Source organism: Criibacterium bergeronii (assembly GCF_001693775.2).
Classification (GTDB): Bacteria; Bacillota; Clostridia; order Peptostreptococcales; family Filifactoraceae; genus Peptoanaerobacter; species Peptoanaerobacter bergeronii.
The window spans coordinates 61,933-80,060 of the sequence record NZ_MBEW02000007.1 but is presented as its reverse complement, the minus strand read 5'-3'; the positions used below and the strand labels follow the sequence as shown (position 1 = coordinate 80,060).

General features: G+C 32.9%; 20 protein-coding genes and 1 other RNA gene. 14 read left to right on the top strand and 7 right to left on the bottom strand.

Features of this window, described 5'->3' with window-relative positions:
- Window positions 1–19 precede the first annotated feature (19 nt).
- From BBG48_RS04935 to BBG48_RS04925, 3 genes are all read left to right on the top strand, one after another.
- Complete coding sequence (locus tag BBG48_RS04935; RefSeq protein WP_068913549.1) at window positions 20–916, top strand: AAA family ATPase; 897 nt, start codon at window positions 20–22, stop codon at window positions 914–916.
- Between the two features lie 7 nt (window positions 917–923).
- Entirely contained in the window at window positions 924–2,645 is a 1,722-nt protein-coding gene (locus BBG48_RS04930) for a vWA domain-containing protein (RefSeq protein WP_068913551.1), read from the top strand.
- A gap of 140 nt (window positions 2,646–2,785) precedes the next feature.
- On the top strand, window positions 2,786–4,516 hold the full coding sequence (locus BBG48_RS04925) for a phospho-sugar mutase (protein ID WP_068913552.1): 1,731 nt from the start codon (window positions 2,786–2,788) through the stop codon (window positions 4,514–4,516).
- A gap of 59 nt (window positions 4,517–4,575) precedes the next feature.
- Here BBG48_RS04925 and BBG48_RS04920 read toward each other — a convergent pair whose 3' ends face one another.
- Entirely contained in the window at window positions 4,576–5,565 is a 990-nt protein-coding gene (locus tag BBG48_RS04920; RefSeq protein ID WP_068913554.1) for a tyrosine-type recombinase/integrase, read from the bottom strand.
- Between the two features lie 119 nt (window positions 5,566–5,684).
- Here BBG48_RS04920 and yajC point away from each other — a divergent pair, with 119 nt between their 5' ends.
- The 11 genes from yajC (at window position 5,685) to ssrA (ending at window position 15,036) form a co-directional block, all read left to right on the top strand.
- Window positions 5,685–5,966 (top strand): preprotein translocase subunit YajC, encoded by a 282-nt coding sequence (gene yajC / locus BBG48_RS04915; protein ID WP_068913556.1) that lies wholly within the window; start codon window positions 5,685–5,687, stop codon window positions 5,964–5,966.
- Window positions 5,967–6,219: 253 nt separating this feature from the next.
- Window positions 6,220–6,696, top strand: coding sequence for a PTS N-acetylgalactosamine transporter subunit IIB (agaV, locus tag BBG48_RS04910; RefSeq protein WP_068913558.1), 477 nt, complete (start codon window positions 6,220–6,222; stop codon window positions 6,694–6,696).
- A 150-nt stretch (window positions 6,697–6,846) separates the two neighbouring features.
- Window positions 6,847–7,656 carry a PTS mannose/fructose/sorbose/N-acetylgalactosamine transporter subunit IIC gene (locus BBG48_RS04905; RefSeq protein WP_068913560.1) on the top strand — a complete coding sequence of 270 codons (810 nt, stop codon included), beginning with the start codon at window positions 6,847–6,849 and terminating at the stop codon, window positions 7,654–7,656.
- On the top strand, window positions 7,646–8,677 hold the full coding sequence (locus BBG48_RS04900) for a PTS system mannose/fructose/sorbose family transporter subunit IID (protein ID WP_068913562.1): 1,032 nt from the start codon (window positions 7,646–7,648) through the stop codon (window positions 8,675–8,677). The genes BBG48_RS04905 and BBG48_RS04900 overlap by 11 nt, the downstream gene beginning before the upstream one ends.
- Window positions 8,678–8,746: 69 nt before the next feature.
- On the top strand, window positions 8,747–9,175 hold the full coding sequence (locus BBG48_RS04895; RefSeq protein WP_068913564.1) for a PTS sugar transporter subunit IIA: 429 nt from the start codon (window positions 8,747–8,749) through the stop codon (window positions 9,173–9,175).
- A 268-nt stretch (window positions 9,176–9,443) separates the two neighbouring features.
- Entirely contained in the window at window positions 9,444–10,601 is a 1,158-nt protein-coding gene (locus tag BBG48_RS04890) for an SIS domain-containing protein (protein WP_068913566.1), read from the top strand.
- 56 nt (window positions 10,602–10,657) lie between these two features.
- On the top strand, window positions 10,658–11,794 hold the full coding sequence (gene nagA / locus BBG48_RS04885; RefSeq protein WP_068913568.1) for an N-acetylglucosamine-6-phosphate deacetylase: 1,137 nt from the start codon (window positions 10,658–10,660) through the stop codon (window positions 11,792–11,794).
- Window positions 11,794–12,732: a 1-phosphofructokinase family hexose kinase gene (locus BBG48_RS04880; RefSeq protein WP_068913573.1), complete on the top strand. Its 939-nt coding sequence runs from the start codon at window positions 11,794–11,796 to the stop codon at window positions 12,730–12,732. Before nagA ends, BBG48_RS04880 begins: the two co-directional genes overlap by 1 nt.
- Before the next feature lie 34 nt (window positions 12,733–12,766).
- On the top strand, window positions 12,767–13,723 hold the full coding sequence (locus BBG48_RS04875; protein ID WP_068913574.1) for a tagatose 1,6-diphosphate aldolase: 957 nt from the start codon (window positions 12,767–12,769) through the stop codon (window positions 13,721–13,723).
- Window positions 13,724–13,729: 6 nt separating this feature from the next.
- The gene (locus tag BBG48_RS04870) at window positions 13,730–14,461 is read left to right on the top strand and encodes a GntR family transcriptional regulator (RefSeq protein WP_068913576.1); all 732 of its coding nucleotides are present in this window, start codon (window positions 13,730–13,732) and stop codon (window positions 14,459–14,461) included.
- Window positions 14,462–14,679: 218 nt separating this feature from the next.
- Window positions 14,680–15,036: a transfer-messenger RNA gene (gene ssrA / locus BBG48_RS04865) on the top strand.
- An 83-nt stretch (window positions 15,037–15,119) separates the two neighbouring features.
- On the opposite strand, the gene BBG48_RS04860 is transcribed toward ssrA, so the two are convergent.
- The 6 genes from BBG48_RS04860 to BBG48_RS04835 are packed head-to-tail and all read right to left on the bottom strand — an operon-like array spanning window position 15,120 to window position 17,792.
- On the bottom strand, window positions 15,120–15,434 hold the full coding sequence (locus tag BBG48_RS04860; RefSeq protein WP_068913577.1) for a phage holin, LLH family: 315 nt from the start codon (window positions 15,432–15,434) through the stop codon (window positions 15,120–15,122).
- Window positions 15,427–15,651 (bottom strand): hypothetical protein, encoded by a 225-nt coding sequence (locus BBG48_RS04855; protein ID WP_243446742.1) that lies wholly within the window; start codon window positions 15,649–15,651, stop codon window positions 15,427–15,429. The genes BBG48_RS04860 and BBG48_RS04855 overlap by 8 nt, the downstream gene beginning before the upstream one ends.
- A gap of 59 nt (window positions 15,652–15,710) precedes the next feature.
- The gene (locus BBG48_RS11415; RefSeq protein WP_094754446.1) at window positions 15,711–16,976 is read right to left on the bottom strand and encodes a glucosaminidase domain-containing protein; all 1,266 of its coding nucleotides are present in this window, start codon (window positions 16,974–16,976) and stop codon (window positions 15,711–15,713) included.
- Entirely contained in the window at window positions 16,973–17,299 is a 327-nt protein-coding gene (locus BBG48_RS04845; protein ID WP_068913581.1) for a hypothetical protein, read from the bottom strand. The genes BBG48_RS11415 and BBG48_RS04845 overlap by 4 nt, the downstream gene beginning before the upstream one ends.
- Complete coding sequence (locus tag BBG48_RS04840; RefSeq protein ID WP_094754447.1) at window positions 17,299–17,454, bottom strand: XkdX family protein; 156 nt, start codon at window positions 17,452–17,454, stop codon at window positions 17,299–17,301. The genes BBG48_RS04845 and BBG48_RS04840 overlap by 1 nt, the downstream gene beginning before the upstream one ends.
- Window positions 17,454–17,792 (bottom strand): hypothetical protein, encoded by a 339-nt coding sequence (locus BBG48_RS04835; RefSeq protein ID WP_068913583.1) that lies wholly within the window; start codon window positions 17,790–17,792, stop codon window positions 17,454–17,456. The genes BBG48_RS04840 and BBG48_RS04835 overlap by 1 nt, the downstream gene beginning before the upstream one ends.
- Window positions 17,793–18,128 lie beyond the last annotated feature (336 nt).

Sequence of the window (18,128 nt, the reverse complement as noted above, 5' to 3'; positions counted from 1 at the left end):
GTGGTTTTAAGAGGTTAATATGATTGATAAATTAAAAAGCTATGGAATAAGTGAAAATTTATTAAATGATTTACAAAAATTTAGAGATTTTTATAAGGTTGATGAAGAAGTTCAAGACAGGATTTTTGAACCAACTGATTTTTTCTTTGGAGTAGATGTATGGGAAAAATGTATCTACTCCCTTTTAAATGGGCAAAATTTGCTACTAGTAGGGGGAAAAGCAACTGGTAAAAATATCCTCAGTGACAATTTGGCTTTTGCCTTTGGTCGCCCAAAATGGACGATATCTTTTCACAATTATATCGATGCGGACGATTTAATCGGAGTTGATACCTATAAAAAAGGAGAGGTAGTATTTAGACCGGGGTCTATTACAAATGTAGCAAGATACGGTGGCTTTGGTGTATTAGACGAGATAAATATGGCTAAAAATGAGGCGATTTCAGTATTATACTCAGCCTTAGACTATAGGAGACTTATAGATGTATCAGGCTATGACATTGTTAAGTTAAAAGAAGAGGCAAGATTTATTTCTACTATAAACTATGGCTATCTAGGCACAAAGGAGCTAAATGAGGCACTTGTATCAAGATTTGCAGTAATACAAATGCCTGATATATCCAAAGGCTTGTTGCTGGAAATTTTTAGAAGTAAATTTGAAAATGTGAACGAAGAGGGCATATCGATTTTATCAGATTTATTTTTGTCTATTCAGGACAAGGCTAAAAATGGTCAAATTTCATCAAGAGCAGTCGATTTAAGAGGACTATTTTCTGCGGTAAAGTTAAATAGAAACGGACTAAACATAAAAAAAGCATTAGAAATATTTATCTCAGGGAAGGTATTTGATGAATACGAAAGACAGCTTGTAACAGATTTGATTAATTTAAATGTTTCAGACAATCTAAAACTTTAGGTGCGAAATGAAAGATTTAACCTATTACGAAAAAAATAGAGTATCAAATATAGTTTGGACTATTACAAAGGCTTATGGCAAAAATGTAGATACAAGCCTGCTTACTGAGGACTATTTCGACTATGATTTGCTGTATGGCTCAGCTATCTTAGGCTCACTCTACGCTACCCTTGATTACTCTATGATAGAAGAATTTTCTACCACTTTAAAAAAATCTATTAATTCATACAAGGAAATACTTTATTTATTTTTTGTCTGCATAGAGGAAACCTGTGTAAACGCTGAAATTGAGTATATAAAGAATATATACAGCATCAGAGAAAAAAACTATAAAGAAAAACTCCTTGAGCTAAATAATGTCAAGCAAAAGGATAAGCTCTACAATGCTATCAGGCTTTGCTATTATTCATATATACTAGGCTTACCACTTACTTTTGATAGGAGAGTGGTTGAACTGATAATGGACGTTAAAAAATTTAGAGGTATTGATAATACAATAGAATTTATAAAAGAGTTTGTTAATATCTTAAACAAATTTTTTAAGACCGAAAAAGAGTTAAATACTGAAAAAGAGCTACAAAAACCTGAATTAGAAAAGTTTTTAGAAAATCAGACAAATAAAAAACAAAAAATATTTGAGTTTTTTGACACCTATACATCATCAGAATTTAACCCTAATGAAAGCATAATTGAGATAAATTTTTCCAAAGACTCTCATACCATTAACGAAAAAGGCAGTCAGAGAAATGAAGAGAAAAATTTTGAAAAAATTGCAAACTATTATGGTGAGCCACTATATAATCTAGTGACTACAAAAGAGCTGGAAAAAAGATATGTAAAGGGTATACACAAAGGTCATAAGCTATTTTTTACCAAAGCAGAGCCATCGACAATACACGATAAATACAGAAATGAGCAGGTAACAGAGGAAGTAAATAAAAATATCACTCAATACAATAAAAATGTTGCTGTATATGAAAATGAAATAAAAAAATTAAAAACTATACTTTTACAAATATTAAATCAAGACGATATGGAGATATTTACCTCCTCTGCCGGTAAGTTAGTGGCAAGAGATGTGTATAAAGCGCAGGCTTTTAACAATAGACATATATTTAAAAAAGAAAGAAAACATGAGATACAGCCTCCTATAGTAGACATAGTTTTAGATGCCAGTGCCTCATTGTTGGATAAGCAATCAGATTTATCCATACAAGCCTATATTGTATCTAAAGCCTTGCAGGAATTAGGAATAAAAAATTCCGTTACCAGCTTTAACAACTTTTTGGATTACAGTATAATAAAATATCTTAAAACCTATGAGGACAAGGATTGCAAAAGATGCTTTGATTATTACTGTAGCGGAGGTAACAGAGACGGACTTGCTATAGATGTAATAGGCAAAATGACTAAGCAAAAAAATGAGCAAAATCGAATAATGATAGTGTTTACTGATGCTAAGCCGTATGATGTGCAGGTGATTTTTGAAATCGGTCAAAGAATGAAAACACCATACCAAGGAGAAATGGCAGTAAAAGACACCGCTGATACCTTGAGAAGATTACGATATGAAAATTTAAAAATTATTGGTATATTTAGTGGTGATGATAAGGATATGCCAGTGCTTAGATTAATATATGGTACAGATTTTATATATATCAAAAATATTGAAAGGTTCAGTGAAGAGGTTGGAAAAATTTTAAAAGATTTTCTTTTAATTCATAATTAAAACGATAAAGGGCATTTAGTCTATTAAGATTGAATGCTCTTGTTTTATAATTATTATTAATATGGTATAATAGTTATTATTTAATATAATAGAAATTAAATTATACATCTATTAAAATCAAAAAATGTGGAGGCTGTTTGATGAAAGATTACATGAGCGAATATAAAAAATGGATGGAAAATGAAAACCTTGACCCAAAAATGAAAGCCGAATTAGAATTAATAAAAGGTGATGAAAAAGATATACAAGACAGATTTTATCAAGATTTATCCTTTGGTACAGCAGGACTTAGAGGCAAAATGGGAGCAGGCACAAATAGGATGAACTCTTATGTAATAGCAAGAGCTACTCATGCCTTAGCCGAAGTGATAGAAACTCACGGAGCAGACTATGTAAAACGTGGAGTAGCTATAGCCTACGACTCAAGACTTAATTCCAAAGAATTTTCTGAAATAGCAGCATTAGTCATGGCTACTCATGGGATAAAGGTATATATATTTGAAACACTAAGACCGACACCGGAGCTTTCTTTTGCAGTTAGATATTTCAATTGTGCATCAGGTATAAATGTTACAGCCAGCCATAACCCAAAAGAATACAACGGATATAAGGTTTATTGGCAAGAAGGCTCTCAGATTAAAGACAATATCGCAAATATGGTGCTAGAAAAAATTGAAAAAAGAGATATATTTGACTCTGAAAAATTAATTGACAAGCAAGAAGCAATTGATAAAGGCTTGCTTATTTATGTAGGTAAAGAAGTTGATGAGGCATATTACAACCAAGTTATGTCATTATCCATGAGAGCTGACAGCGAACTTGACAAAGATATAGTTATTGCTTACACTCCACTTAATGGTGCGGGAAATATTGCTGTTAGAACTATATTAAAGCAAAAGGGCTTTAATAATGTTCATGTAGTAAAAGAACAAGAAAACCCTGATGGCACATTCCCGACTATTGAATATCCTAATCCGGAAAATTTAAAGGCATTTGAATATTGCGAAAATTTAGCAAAAGAAGTAAAAGCTGATTTATTAATAGCAACAGACCCGGACTCTGATAGACTAGCTGTAGAAGTGGTACATGAAGGCAAAATTATAGCATTAAATGGAAACCAAACAGGTGTATTGTTAATAAACTATATTTTAAATTCATTGAAGGATAAAAATAAGCTACCTAAAAACGCTGCTATAGTAAAATCTATAGTTACAGGTGAAATGGGACAAGCTATTGCTATTGCATTTGGTGTAGAAACCTTTGACGTATTGACAGGATTTAAAAACATATCTGAATTGCCAAATATATGGGAAAAAACCGGCGAAAAAACCTATGTATTTGGCTATGAAGAGTCAATCGGCTACAACGCAGGTGCATTTGTAAGAGATAAGGACGCAGTATCATCAGCAATGCTGATGGCTGAAATGGCTGCATATTATAAAAAACAAGGAAAAACTCTAATTGATGTATTAAATGAATTATTTGAAAAATATGGTTACTACGCAGAAAATACAGTATCCATAGTACAAGAGGGCATCACAGGCAAAGAAAGAATTGGCAGAATGATGGATGAAATAAGAAATATCTATCCAAAGACAATTGGAAATTCTAAACTTGTAGAAATCACTGACTATGATAAATGCGAAAAAACAGATTTAGAAAAAAATCAAACCTCTAAAATAGATATAGAAAAAACAAATGCAATAAAATTTAAATACCAAGACGGTTCATGGTTTACCCTAAGACCATCAGGCACAGAGCCAAAAATAAAATTGTATATCTACACTAAATCAGACAGCATGGAAAAAGCAAAAAAGCTGTTAAATACAATTGAAAAAACTGTATTAGCTCTGCTTGATACTGTAAAATAAATTAATAAAAAATATCCAAGTTATAAAAAAATTTTTTATATTCCTTGGATATTTTTGTTTTAATATTTAATATTACTTTCTTTCATAGCTTTCATCAAATCTTGCTTATCAGTATGCGTGTAAATTTGTGTGGTAGAAATAGATGCGTGCCCCAAGACCTCTTGCACCAGCCTTATATTTGCACCATTTCTCAAAAAAAAGGTAGCAAAAGTATGCCTTAGCTTGTGAGGTGTAATTTTTTTGTCAATGCCAGCAAGTGCGGTTAAATGTTTTAATTCTTGCTGAATATACCTAGGAGTTAGCCTTTTTCCTCTATTTGAAATAAATAGAGCATTGTCGTCTGATTTCATAGTATTTCTAAAATCAAAGTAATTTTGTATTAAATTCTGTTCATTGCTAAGCTCCTCAGATAAAGCAATTATATCAATTGGGATTATCCTCTCCTTGTCACCTTTGCCGATGACTGATAAATAATGCCTTTTACTGCTTAGCTCCATATCTTTTATGTCCAGCGAAAGTAATTCTGATATTCGCAGTCCAGTGTGCAAAAATAAATTTATTATAAAAAAATTTCTAGCTTTTACAAATTCGTCTTCATAGTGTGAAATAATAATGCTATTTAACTTTCTTATTTCATCTATCTCAAGATAAGTGGGATTTTTAGATTTAATTTTATTTGCGGATTTTATTACACTCTCCTTAGGGATAGGGCTGTCCTTTAGTATTTTTTGCTCTACTAAAAACTCAAAAAATAATTTAAGCACATATTTTTTTCTAGTGATAGAAAGTGAGCTGTTATTTTTCTCAGAAATTAAATAGCTGTAGTACATATTGATATTAATGGGTGCTAGTTCGTTTAATTTTAAATTTTTAAGATAAGGCTCGTCAAATTTAAAGTCGAAGAACACTTTTAAATCTCTAAAATATGCTGAAACAGTGTTTTCACTTTTACCTGCGGAGTCTAGTGCACTCAAAAACTCTTTTATATACATAACATCTTCATAACTGTATTTATTATCTAATTTAGCTACAAGTTTTTTAATATTCATAATTTTTCCAAAATGTTTTAATAAAGTATTAACGTTTTATATTATAAAATATTTGGGTAAATTAATCAAATAGGTAGCACATTATATATTTTAATAAAAGTGAAGTGAAAGGAGTGTTAATGTTTACATTATCAAGTATTGTAAATACATCTCTAGTATTAGCAATGTTTCTAATTGTATTTGCTGTAATTTATTATTTATTGAATTACAAAAATATAGGCAAAAGGAAAAAATACTATGAGGATTTACATAGAAATTTAAAACCCGGTAAAAGAATTGAATTTTGCGGGGGCATCTATGGAAATGTCACCAAGGTTAATAAAGATACATTAGAGGTGATGGTATCAAAGGATAATATAATCACTATAAGTAGATATGTAGTAACTAAGATAATGGATTAAAAATTTTTTATTATTCGCAAAAAAATACCAGTTTAATTTAAAAAAAATTTACCAAGGATTAAACATTACTAATTCAATATATTGGTAATGACCACAAGGACAAAATGTAAAAGAACCAGTTGAAAATCCAATAAATCAGCAGAAAAAGATTATTGAAAAAAATTTTATTTTAAAATATAATGAACTTAAATTGAATACGTTTACAAAATTACTATATTTTAAATATAAATGAAATATTTTAAGGAGAAAAATCATGCCAAATATTTTATTAACAAGAATTGATAACAGATTATTACATGGACAGGTTGCAACTCAATGGACTAACGTGCTTGGAGCTAATTTAATCCTAGTTGCCAATGATGAAGTATCTACTAACAAAATGCGTCAAGGTCTAATGGACATGGCTGCTCCAAACGGTGTCGCTACAAGATATTTTTCTATACAAAAGACTATAGATGTTATAGGCAAAGCTGCTGATAGACAACTTATATTTATAGTTTGTGAAACACCTCAAGATGTACTAAGATTAGTTGAAGGCGGAGTGCCTATCAAAAAAGTAAATATCGGAAATATGCACATGGCAGAGGGAAAAAGACAGGTTGCAAAGGTTATCGCTGTAGATGACTCAGATGTAGCCGCATTTAAAAAGCTTACAGAGTTAGGCGTTGAGCTTGAAATAAGAAGAGTTCCTTCAGAAGGCACAGAAGATATAGAAAAACTTTTTAGTTAAATTGTTTATAACTTTCGCAAAAAAATAATTCATATATAATTATTGCTATTATAAAGCTTTTTTTACTATAATTATTATATTTTATTATTAATTTTATTGCGAAGTTATATATATTAAATAAGTATAATTTATTTAAGAAGGAGGTAATTTATGGACCAATATAGTGCTATTCAGATTTTCTTAGTATTTGCAGTAACATTTATAGCAGCTATAGACCAATTCAGCTTTTTGGAATCATTGTATCAACCAATAGTTATGGGGCCTGTTATAGGAGCTATACTTGGAGATGTGCAAACCGGTCTGATTGTTGGTGCTACTTACCAATTGATGACCATTGGTAATATGCCGGTAGGAGGTGCTCAGCCACCAAATGCGGTTATCGGTGGTATAATGGCAGCTGTATTTGCTATAGCGGCAGGGTTTGAACCGGCAGCAGCAGTAGCGGCAGCAGTTCCATTTGCTTTACTTGGACAATATGCAGTTACATTGATATTTACAGCAATGGCACCTGTAATGTCTGTTGCTGATAAGGCAGCAGAAAATGCAGACCCTAAAGCCATAGAACGTATTAACTACTTAGCTATGGCAGCACTTGGTGCAATATTTGGTGTAATTGTTCTAATATTCTTCTTTGCAGGTGCAACCTATGGAGAAGAATTGTCAAAAAGAATACCAAAATGGTTCATGGACGGTATGTCCGCAGCCGGCGGTATGATGAGGTTTGTAGGTTTTGCTATCCTATTAAAGGTTATGGTATCAAGGGAATTGTGGCCATTTTATTTTGCAGGTTTTGCTATAGCTAACTTATTTGGAGCTATACCTGCTTTAAGTGGTTCTGCAATATTACTAATAGCAGTAATTGGATTTGCCGTAGCTATCTATGACTATCAGATGCAGGTTAAATTAAAAAATAATGTGGGCAACACAAATATATCAGGAGGTGAAGAAGATGGCATATAATATTCCTTCCCAATACGAAAATCTTACTCCAGCTCCACAATTAGACCAAAAGACATTAAATCAGATGGTTTGGCGTTCTTTGTTCTTACAGGCATCTTTTAACTATGAAAGAATGCAGGCTGCTGGTTGGCTATACGGCATTTTACCTGGACTAAAGAAAATCCATGGAGACAATAAAAATGATATGGCTGCCTCCATGGCACACAACCTTGAGTTTTTTAATACACACCCATTCTTAGTAACCTTTGTTATGGGTATAGTTTTATCACTAGAGCAAAATAAGGCAGATATTCAAACAATTCGTGCTGTCAGAGTAGCAGCAATGGGACCTCTTGGCGGTATAGGTGATGCACTATTTTGGTTCACACTAGTACCAATTACAGCTGGTATAACATCAAATATGGCATTGCAGGGAAATATTGCTGCACCATTCTTGTTCTTGTTAATATTCAACGTTGCTCAGTTTGCTATAAGATACTGGCTGATGAACTGGTCTTACAAGATGGGTACAAATGCTATATCTCTTCTTACTCAAAATGCAAAAGAGTTTACAAGAGCAGCATCTATACTTGGTGTAATTGTTGTTGGTTCTTTAACAGCACTTTATGGTGGGACTACAATTAAAACTCAAATACCAAACGGTACTACATTTACTCCTACAAAGTATGAGGCAGTAGTGGCAAATGAAGATGTAGAAAAATTTGATAAAGATTTATACAAGTTTGATGAAAATGATAAAGTGGTTTTGAATGATAAAGGTGAAAAAACTCCTATAGACTCTACTTCTGCTGTAGAAGATTTAGGAAATGGTTACTCTAAAGTAACATACAATAAATATACTGAAACTCCAGTAACTATAAACATTCAAAATATATTAGATGGTATAGTACCTCACTTAATCCCACTTCTTCTTACTCTAGGCTTATATTTACTAATGACTAAGAAAAAGATGACACCTATTTCTTGTATAGCATTATTATTGATACTTGGTATAATTGGTGGAAAATTAGGAATATTCTAATAAAAAATTAAAATACAAACTTTGCCTTTTTGCAGAGTTTGTATTTTTTAAAAAAGAAAGGATTATATTATGTATGGTGTAATTCTAACAGCTCACAGCGAATACTCTAAGGGTGTATACAGTGGCTTAAAATTAGTAATAGGGGAAATGGATAACATAAGGGTGGTAGATTATCTTGAATCCCAAAGCTATGAAGATTTAGATAAAAATCTAAAAGCTACTTACGATGAATTATCTAAAAAATATGAAAAAATAATTTTTATAACTGATTTACTTGGTGGCACTCCATTTTCAAGAAGTGTGCTAAATTTTGGAGCGAATAAATTTGTAAGAGTGCTTACAGGCATGAACTTCCCACTGGTTTATTCTGCTCTTATAAAAGAAGACACTGAAGATATGGACGCAGATGTAAAAAGTATTATTGATGACGGACAAAACGGAATAACATTCTATCAAAAGCCGGCAGAAAATAAACAAGAAGAGACAGACGGAATATAATGTATTATAAAAACCTTAGCTAAAAAAGTTAAGGTTTTTTATTTTGAATAAAAATTGAAATATTTAGCTTTTTTATAATAAAAATTATCATTAGGCACTTTACTTTTTTTAAAAATTGAGTTAATATTTATTAACAGGTAATTACCAGTTATATATTTTCATCAATTTTATAATTCTTATTTAGATAACTGGGAGATTATTATCGAAATTTAGGGTAAATATATTTTGACTGGTAGTATCCAATTTTAATTTTTTAAATGGAGGACTTATGTTTGATTTTACAGACGAAAAATTACAACAGCTAAAGGCTATTAACACAGTTAGAGAGATTGAATCACAACCTAAGATGTGGAGAAAAGCTTTAGAAAATTATAAAAATGAAAAAAATTCTATAAACACTTTTTTAAAAAAACTTAATGATGAACATGGAAGGATAAAAGTTATATTTACAGGAGCGGGCACATCTGCTTATGTAGGAGACACTTTATTTCCTTATCTAAATAATTTACAAGATGATAAATTTGTATTTGAGACAATTGCTACAACCAATATAGTTAGCAATCCTAAGCAGTATTTACTAAATGTGCCGACTCTACTTGTATCCTTTGCAAGAAGTGGAAACTCTCCTGAAAGTGTTGCAGCGGTAAATCTTGCCAACCAATTAGTAGATAACATTTACCATTTGGCTATAACTTGTGCTCCTGATGGGAAATTGGCTATGGATTTAAAAGATAAAGACAATGCTTATGTATTGTTAATGCCTGAGGGTACAAATGACAAAGGCTTTGCAATGACAAGTTCATTTAGCTCTATGTTTTTAAGTGCCTTGATGGTATTTGATAAAGCTCATAGTGATGAAGAAAAATCAAACCTTATAGAAAAAATCAGTCAATTATCTGAAGATATAGTCAATAGAGAAACAGAAATTAGCAAATATTTAGAAAAAGATTTTGACAGAATAGTATATCTTGGCTCAGGTTCACTTGCTGCGCTTACTAGAGAGGCTCAATTAAAAATCTTAGAGCTTACAGCTGGCAAGATTGCAACCTGCTTTGACTCGTCAATGGGCTTTAGACATGGTCCAAAATCCTTTGTAAATGAAAATACATTGGTATTTGATTTTGTCTCTACAGACTTCTATACTAGACAATATGACGTGGATATCATAAATGAAATCCATGGAGATAAAATAGCTAAAAATATAATTGCTATTACAAACGATAAGCTTGACGCAGATTTTGAACAATTTGTATTAAATTCTGATGAAAAATTGCCGGACGTATATCTTGCGATGCCTTATATAGTTGTAGCACAGACTGTAGCAGTAATGACCAGCCTAAAGGTTAAAAATACTCCCGATACCCCAAGTGCGACCGGCACAGTAAACAGAGTTGTAAAAGGAGTTACAATCCACAATTTGGATTAGTATTAGATTGAGATTTTTAAAATATGTTTGACAACTTATTTTGAAAGGAAATTAAAATGACAAAATTTTATATAAAATCAGATAAAATATTTTTGGAAGATAAAATCTTTAATGGATATGTAAAAGTTGAAGACGAAAAAATTACTGAGATAACTAATTCTCCCGAAAATGGTGTGGAAGTAAAAGATTACACAGGAAAGATTGTAGCTCCGGGATACTTTGATACCCATATACACGGATATCACAACCATGACATCATGGATGCTGATAAGGAGGGTTTACTTGAAATATCTAAAGGTATACTTGCAAACGGAGTGACTTCATTTTTAGCCACCACTTTGACAGACAGCGTAGAAAAATTAAATGCGGCTTGCGAAAATGTAAAAAAATATAAGGACGAATGCGAAGGAGCAAAAGTCCAAGGAATATTTTTAGAAGGACCATTTTTCACAGAAAAGCACAAGGGTGCACAAAATACAAAATATATGTCAGACCCAAGCACTGAAAAATTAGATTTATGGCAAGAAAAATCAGGAAATTTAATTAAAAAAATAGCAATTGCTCCTGAAAGAGAGCATACAGAGGAATTTATCAGTTATGCTGTAAACCAAGGCGTAAAAGTTGCACTTGGACACAGCGATGCAACCTATGAGCAAGCAAAGGCAGCAGTAGATGCAGGAGCAAATATTTTCGTTCACACCTACAACGGTATGAGCCCACTTCATCACAGAAATCCGGGTATGGTAGGTGCAGCATTTACTACAGATGCCTACAGCGAAGTTATATGCGATGGACACCATTTACATCCGGCAGCAGTTGATGTAGTAATAAGAGCCAAATCTACAGATAAAACCCTACTTATTACAGACTGCATGATGGCAGGCGGTATGCCTGAAGGCAACTACAAGCTTGGCGAATTTGATGTAGTAGTAAAAAATGGAGCAGCCACAATAGAAAATGGTTCATTAGCAGGCTCTGTTGCAAAATTAAATGACGAAGTTAAAAATGTATATAACTGGGGCTTAGTAGATAAGCTAAATGCAGTAAAAATGGCAAGCCTTATACCGGCAAAATCTGTTGGACTTGATGACGAAATAGGCAGTATTAAAGAGGGCAAATTTGCTGATATAAATATATTAGACGATGAACTTAACGTCCTTGAAGTATATGTAAACGGACAAAGGAGAATTTAATGATATTAACCGTTACACTCAGTCCGTCAGTCGATATTTCCTACAAGCTTGATGATTTTAAGCTTGATGCCACTAACAGATGCAATAATACAATTAAAACAGCAGGTGGAAAAGGTTTAAATGTAGCAAGGGTATTAAAATTTCTAGGAGCAGAGGTTATTGCTACAGGATTTTTAGGTGGAGATTTAGGTAATTTTGTAAAAGATCAATTAGATAAAGACAATATTAAAAATGATTTTCTCTTTACAGACAAGCCTACAAGAAATTGCATAGCAATTTTATCCAATAATCAGCAAACAGAGATTTTGGAATACAGTGAAGTGCCAAATGATGAGTATTTAGCTAAGTTTTTAAAAAAATATGAATTGCTTTGCGATAAAGTAAACGTAGTTTGCATATCAGGTTCATCGCCTAAAGGCTTGGATAATTCTTATGTAGAAAATTTAGTAAAAATAGCAAAAGAAAAAAATTGCACAGTTATTACAGATGTATCAGGAAAATTGCTTGAAGATGTAGTAAATAATTTTAGTACAAAACCGGATTTTATAAAGCCAAATCAGGATGAGTTTAAGGATTTATTGGATAAATCTCAAAAGCTAAAAGAAGATTTTGATATAAAAGCGTCATTAAAAAATGACATCAATCAAGTAGATAATGTAATTGTAAGCCTTTCAGCAGATGGAGCTATAGTTAAGAGTAGTGATAGACTGTATAAAGTTGACATACCTAAGATTAAAGTTGTAAATCCGGTTGGCTCAGGTGACTCCTCAGTGGCAGGACTTGCATATGGAATAGACAATGAAATGAGCTTTGAAGATGCATTAAAGCTTTCTAACGCTTGTGGTATGTCTAATGCGATGAACCAAAAAACCGGTTATATAGATTTAGAGGTAGTTAAAGATTTACAACAACAGATAAAAGTCAGTAGCTTAAATTAATATGTATATAATAAACTTTCATTAGGAGAAGATTATGAGCGAAAATAAAAAACAATATTTAAGAAAATTATCAAATGAAAATAAAGTAATTGCGGCTCTTGCCATAGACCAAAGAGGAGCTATAGAGTCAATGATTACCGGACTTGATACAGAAACTAGGACTAAAAAAATTATTGCATTTAAAAAAGCAGTGTCTGAAAATCTTACAAAATACGCCTCTGCAATATTGCTAGACCCAATCTACGGTATGGCTGCAATAAAAGTAAAAGATGCCAATTGCGGACTACTAATGTCTTATGAAATTACAGGCTATGACCATACAGAAGTAGGTAGATTACCAAGACTTATAACCGATTTATCAGTATATAGATTAAAAGAAATTGGAGTAGATGCTGTAAAAATCTTATTGTACTACGATGTGGACGAGGGCGATGAAATAAACGACCAAAAAAAAGCATTTATAGAAAGAGTTGGTGCTGAATGCAAAGCCTATGACTTACCATTTTTCTTAGAAATAGTTTCATATGATGCAAATATTCAAGATACAAAATCAAAAGAATATGCAAAAGTTAAACCGCATAAAGTAAATGATGCAATAAAAGACTTCTCGGATGAAAAATACGGCATAGACGTATTAAAGCTTGAAGTACCTGTAAATATGAAGTTTGTTGAAGGATTTGGAGACGAAGTTGTTTATTCAAAGGAAGAGGCACAAAAAGCCTTTAAAGAACAAAGTGATTTATGCAAAGTTCCATTTATATTCTTGTCTGCCGGTGTAACTAATGAAATGTTTATAGACACATTACATTTTGCAAAAGGAGCTGGCTCTAAATTTAATGGTGTACTTTGTGGCAGAGCTACTTGGGCAGGCGGTGTTGACGAATTTTTAAAATCTGAACAGCAAGGAATTGACTGGATAAATTCTGAAGGCAAACAAAATATAGAAAATTTAAATAGAGCATTGAAAGAAACTGCTACACCTTGGGAGTAGATTTAATTGAATAAGAAAATTGATACAGTTACACCACTTTATTTTCAATTAGTTGACAAATTAATTGAATTGATAAGCAAGATGGAATTTTTTGAAAAAATCCCATCAGAAAGACAACTCTGCGATATGTATGAGGTCAGTAGGACTACTGTCAGACAGGCATTATCAGAGCTTGAGCTTAATGGATATATAATAAAAATCCAAGGCAAGGGTACATTTGTAGCAAAGCCGAATAATTCCAAGCAGGACTTGTCATCATACTATAGCTTTACAGACCAAACCATCGCCATGGGGAAAAAACCGACATCTGAAATTTTGGACTACAGTATTGAAATTGCAAAAAAATATGTGCAGGAAAATATGAACCTTGAGAATAATGCCAAGGTCATAAAGTTTAAGAGATTGAGACTGGCAGACGGTGTACCAATGCTACTTGAGACAACCTATTTACCATATTCAAAATTTTCTACATTGACAAGAGAAAATCTTGTAAAAAAGCCGCTGTATGATATATTTGAACAGGATTTTCATAAAAAGATTTTTAAAGTAGTAGAGCAGTATTCAGCAATAAATTTAACACAAAAACAGGCGGATACATTAAAAGTATCTCACAACACAGCCTGCCTGAGCGTTACAAGATACAGCTATGATGCAAAAGGTGCAATCATAGAAATGACACATACACTGGCAAGGTCAGACCAATTTATATATCAGACACAAATTACAATCCCGAATTAAAATACAATTTTTAGTAAATATAAATACTCTAAAATGTCTATTTAATAATGATATTTTAGAGTATTTTTTTAATGTTAATCATTACAACAAACAGAAAAACAAAGAGGTCAGTATTTAAAATTTTAAACAAATTTAGCATTGTAATTTGCCAAATTTAATAAATTTGTAAAATTATTTTTAACTATAAAAAAAAATATGTGTTATAATATTAAATATATGGGGATGTAAAGGATTCGACAGGGTTTTGAAGTATAAGGCTGCGTGTCGTGCCAAAGTCTCTTGAACACGTTAATCACGAGGGACACTAAAGTTAAACGCAGAAGATAATTTTGCACTAGCTGCCTAGTTGCAGCTCGTCTTGCCCTTGACCCCTGCGACTTGGGATAAGGCGTCGATAGCAGGCCACCTTGTAAATAGATAATCGGGATTTACACTGCATCAATTCGATTGTAGCTTTGCAAAAGTTTTGATACTAAGCACTCTTGCAATAGCGAAACTCAACTTAGTATCTACACACGTAGAGGCTTTATGTGGAAAGATTTTGGACACGGGTTCAACTCCCGTCATCTCCACCAGATTGTGCAAATCCGAACTCTGTATTAGACACTTTATTTTTCGTCAAACATTGTTTTGGATTTGTTTTTATAATGGAAGAAGTCTAATTATGGGCTTCTTCTTTTTTATTGCTTTTTAAGTTAAGAACAGCAGCTTGGATAATTTTTTCAATTTCTTCGGCGTTCAAGGTAAAGCCTTTACTTTGTAAGAATTTCAAAACATCTTTTTTCTTTTCCTTTCCTCTACCTGAGCCTGCGTAAATTTGCTCTGCCGCTTCTACTGCGATGTTGACCCAAAATCTAATGTTTTCAAGTTTCTCCGCATCAATCTTAGTTTTGAGATATGATACGAGGAAAGCTGATACCATCGAGATGATAAGAGTTAAAACCGCTACTACAACCTGTGTTAAATCAACCATTATAATATCCTCCTTTTTCTGTAAACGATTCGCCCGTAGGTTCAACCTTATACTGCTTCATAAGTTTGATACGGTTCTCAACTTTAGCTTTTGCGTAATAAAATCCTGTTCCGGTAGCCGTTTCAGCAGCTACTGCCGGTATCAGATATGAGAGGGGGGTTAAATCGTTGGTTCTCCATATCATAATGAATGTAAAGATAATGACCGCTACATTCACAACCGCTGCAACGACTAAAATTTTCTTAGAAAACTCTATAGGGCGATTTTTCTTACGCATTAGACTTTCTTCACATAGTCAAGCGAAATCCAGCCAGCCCCGGATTTAAGTTTTCCCCACTTGGAAGCCCCTGTTCCATTACTTTCTCCGACAATGGTATATACGCCTTTGTCTTTGATTGCACCAACGATAGCATAGTTTGTTCCTGCACCTTTACGAATATTTAGAGAATCAGCAAGAACTCTAACTAAATAAGGCTTAAATATTTTATCAGTAGGCAGTACAGGTGGTTTGTTTTCTGTAATTGTTCCACCAAGTCTTTTTGTAACTTCTGTGGCAAGATTACCAAGTCTTGAATAGAGCCAATCTCCCGGACACGATTTTGCAGCAAACCATCTGTGGACAGTTATAACCATTTCATCATTCTTAGGTTTATAAGATAACGATTTATTTTTATCTCCAAACCATAAGAGTTTCTTCTTACCATGTCTTTTACAAATATCAACGCAAAGATTGATGAGAGATTGATATACGGCATTTGTCATCGCATAAGGGTGTGCTGTATCTGACGCACATTCTATTGTAATAGCACGATTGTCATTTTCGGCACTTGAGGAACACCAGCTTCTATCGTTTTCATCAACGGAAAGTCCGATGTCTCCATTTTTACCGATAACATAGTTTGAAGAACACTGTCTGCCTGTTGTTGCAAAATAATCACAACTATGTTTTGCCGACCACTGACCTACTATACAGTGTGGGGTAATACGGTCAATAGAGTGATTTCTTGGACTACTCTTATTAGATGTAATCCTTGTGTAGCTCGAAAGTGAACTTTTTCCCATTTTTACTTCCTCCTTTTTGTCATACTTTGTTAAATTGTATTGCTTTATAATATTCATCAGATTGTCTACATATTTGTGTGATGTTGCATACCCATCTGACTTTATATTATCGAGATATTTTTTAGGGTCTGTTACCCCTTTGAGATTGGCGTAATTAAAAATATTGATGAAGTCGAAATATCCGATTACACCATTTTCCATATCTTTGAACTTACACCAATTCATTTGTGAAGCCGTATAACTTCCGTCTTTATTTTGCTCCGTTCCTACTTTTCCATAAACACCTATGCAAGTTTTACATCTCCCTTGTCGATATTTTAGACCAAAATAATTGTGAGCATTTTTAGCAAGTTCCGATGTTCCGAAGCCACTCTCCAATATCGCCTGAGCAATGATAGGAGAGTGTACTTTAATACCATACTTAGGTGCGTATTTAGAAACATATTCAGCAATTTTACTTATGAAAATATCTTTACTCACGCTCTATCCTCCAATGTACATAATGGTAATTTATCAATTTCTTTCATTATTTTTTCTGCCGTTCCATTACCTCCGAGTTTCTTATAAGGGATAAACAAGTAATCGTGCAGATTTTCGTAGTCATCTTTTGAAATACAACCCTCTTTGATGTATTCAGAACCTAAATGACATATCCTGTCGTGTCCTAAACCCTTTAACATCTGTGTCTCCGCACTATCCTTATTATCTCTCCTCTGAATAATGTAGGTTAGAAAAGCCCAAAATCCACCACTGGCAAATATTGCTCCGACCATATTCATTATCAATGTTTGCTCTGAAATCATTAGCTTGCTTCCTCCGTGTTTGCATATTTTTCGTCTGTGATGTACTCATACTCTGTTTCTGTAATTGTACCTTTTGTAACTCTTTTTCCAATTTGTTCTTTTGTCAATCGTCCTCTAAGATACAATCGCTTCAAACTTTCTACCAATGTACTCATTATAAAATACCTCCCTGTATCAGTTCTTCTGTATATTCATCAATAGCTGTAGTTTTTGCTGTAATATAAAGTGTAGCTCTTGGGTCAATTTCTAAAGTTCTACCGGTCGTTAGCCAATCTGAAAAATTGTTCTGTATGTTTTCTGAAAGATTTTCTGTATCATCGAGTACGAACAAATACTCATCGTATTCAAATCCTGAAATCACTTCGCCGGTTTCCTCGTTCTTTTCTTCATAGGGTTTAATATTCTCCCTAAGCCTAACTTCAACTTTTCCTACCTCTCCACCAAAGGGTTCAATACTGCATACATTGGGAGAGATGTCTCCTTTTACTCTCATTTCTGATAACCTCCTTTAATTTTTCAATATTTATCGTGTCATAATACTTCTTTTTAAGACCCGCTGATTTCGTATGTTTGAAACAGGCACATCTTGAGAGAAATCCTGCCGCAGTTCGATACGAGATTGGTTTGTTCTTTCTTATAAGTTTTTGTATGTATCTACTTTGTCTCATAAGGGCTAATGCTTGTCTTTTTCGGATTGTAGTAAATCCTCTGCCGAAACATCTACCTACAAAATCAATCTTACGACCTTTGTTATTCTCTTGAATACGAAACAACTGATAATTGCCTTTAAGTTTTACTCCAAGTTTTTCAACAAAGTTCTTGATAGAAT

Coding starts and splice junctions, on each gene's coding strand:
- BBG48_RS04905 (WP_068913560.1), top strand. CDS start 6,847: ATGGACCAATATAGTGCTATTCAGATTTTCTTAGTATTTGCAGTAACA.
- BBG48_RS04845 (WP_068913581.1), bottom strand. CDS start 17,299: ATGATTTCAGAGCAAACATTGATAATGAATATGGTCGGAGCAATATTT.
- BBG48_RS04890 (WP_068913566.1), top strand. CDS start 9,444: ATGTTTGATTTTACAGACGAAAAATTACAACAGCTAAAGGCTATTAAC.
- BBG48_RS04840 (WP_094754447.1), bottom strand. CDS start 17,454: ATGAGTACATTGGTAGAAAGTTTGAAGCGATTGTATCTTAGAGGACGA.
- BBG48_RS04935 (WP_068913549.1), top strand. CDS start 20: ATGATTGATAAATTAAAAAGCTATGGAATAAGTGAAAATTTATTAAAT.
- nagA (WP_068913568.1), top strand. CDS start 10,658: ATGACAAAATTTTATATAAAATCAGATAAAATATTTTTGGAAGATAAA.
- BBG48_RS04875 (WP_068913574.1), top strand. CDS start 12,767: ATGAGCGAAAATAAAAAACAATATTTAAGAAAATTATCAAATGAAAAT.
- agaV (WP_068913558.1), top strand. CDS start 6,220: ATGCCAAATATTTTATTAACAAGAATTGATAACAGATTATTACATGGA.
- BBG48_RS04880 (WP_068913573.1), top strand. CDS start 11,794: ATGATATTAACCGTTACACTCAGTCCGTCAGTCGATATTTCCTACAAG.
- BBG48_RS04930 (WP_068913551.1), top strand. CDS start 924: ATGAAAGATTTAACCTATTACGAAAAAAATAGAGTATCAAATATAGTT.
- BBG48_RS04925 (WP_068913552.1), top strand. CDS start 2,786: ATGAAAGATTACATGAGCGAATATAAAAAATGGATGGAAAATGAAAAC.
- yajC (WP_068913556.1), top strand. CDS start 5,685: ATGTTTACATTATCAAGTATTGTAAATACATCTCTAGTATTAGCAATG.
- BBG48_RS04900 (WP_068913562.1), top strand. CDS start 7,646: ATGGCATATAATATTCCTTCCCAATACGAAAATCTTACTCCAGCTCCA.
- BBG48_RS04920 (WP_068913554.1), bottom strand. CDS start 5,565: ATGAATATTAAAAAACTTGTAGCTAAATTAGATAATAAATACAGTTAT.
- BBG48_RS04895 (WP_068913564.1), top strand. CDS start 8,747: ATGTATGGTGTAATTCTAACAGCTCACAGCGAATACTCTAAGGGTGTA.
- BBG48_RS04835 (WP_068913583.1), bottom strand. CDS start 17,792: ATGAGAGTAAAAGGAGACATCTCTCCCAATGTATGCAGTATTGAACCC.
- BBG48_RS04860 (WP_068913577.1), bottom strand. CDS start 15,434: ATGGTTGATTTAACACAGGTTGTAGTAGCGGTTTTAACTCTTATCATC.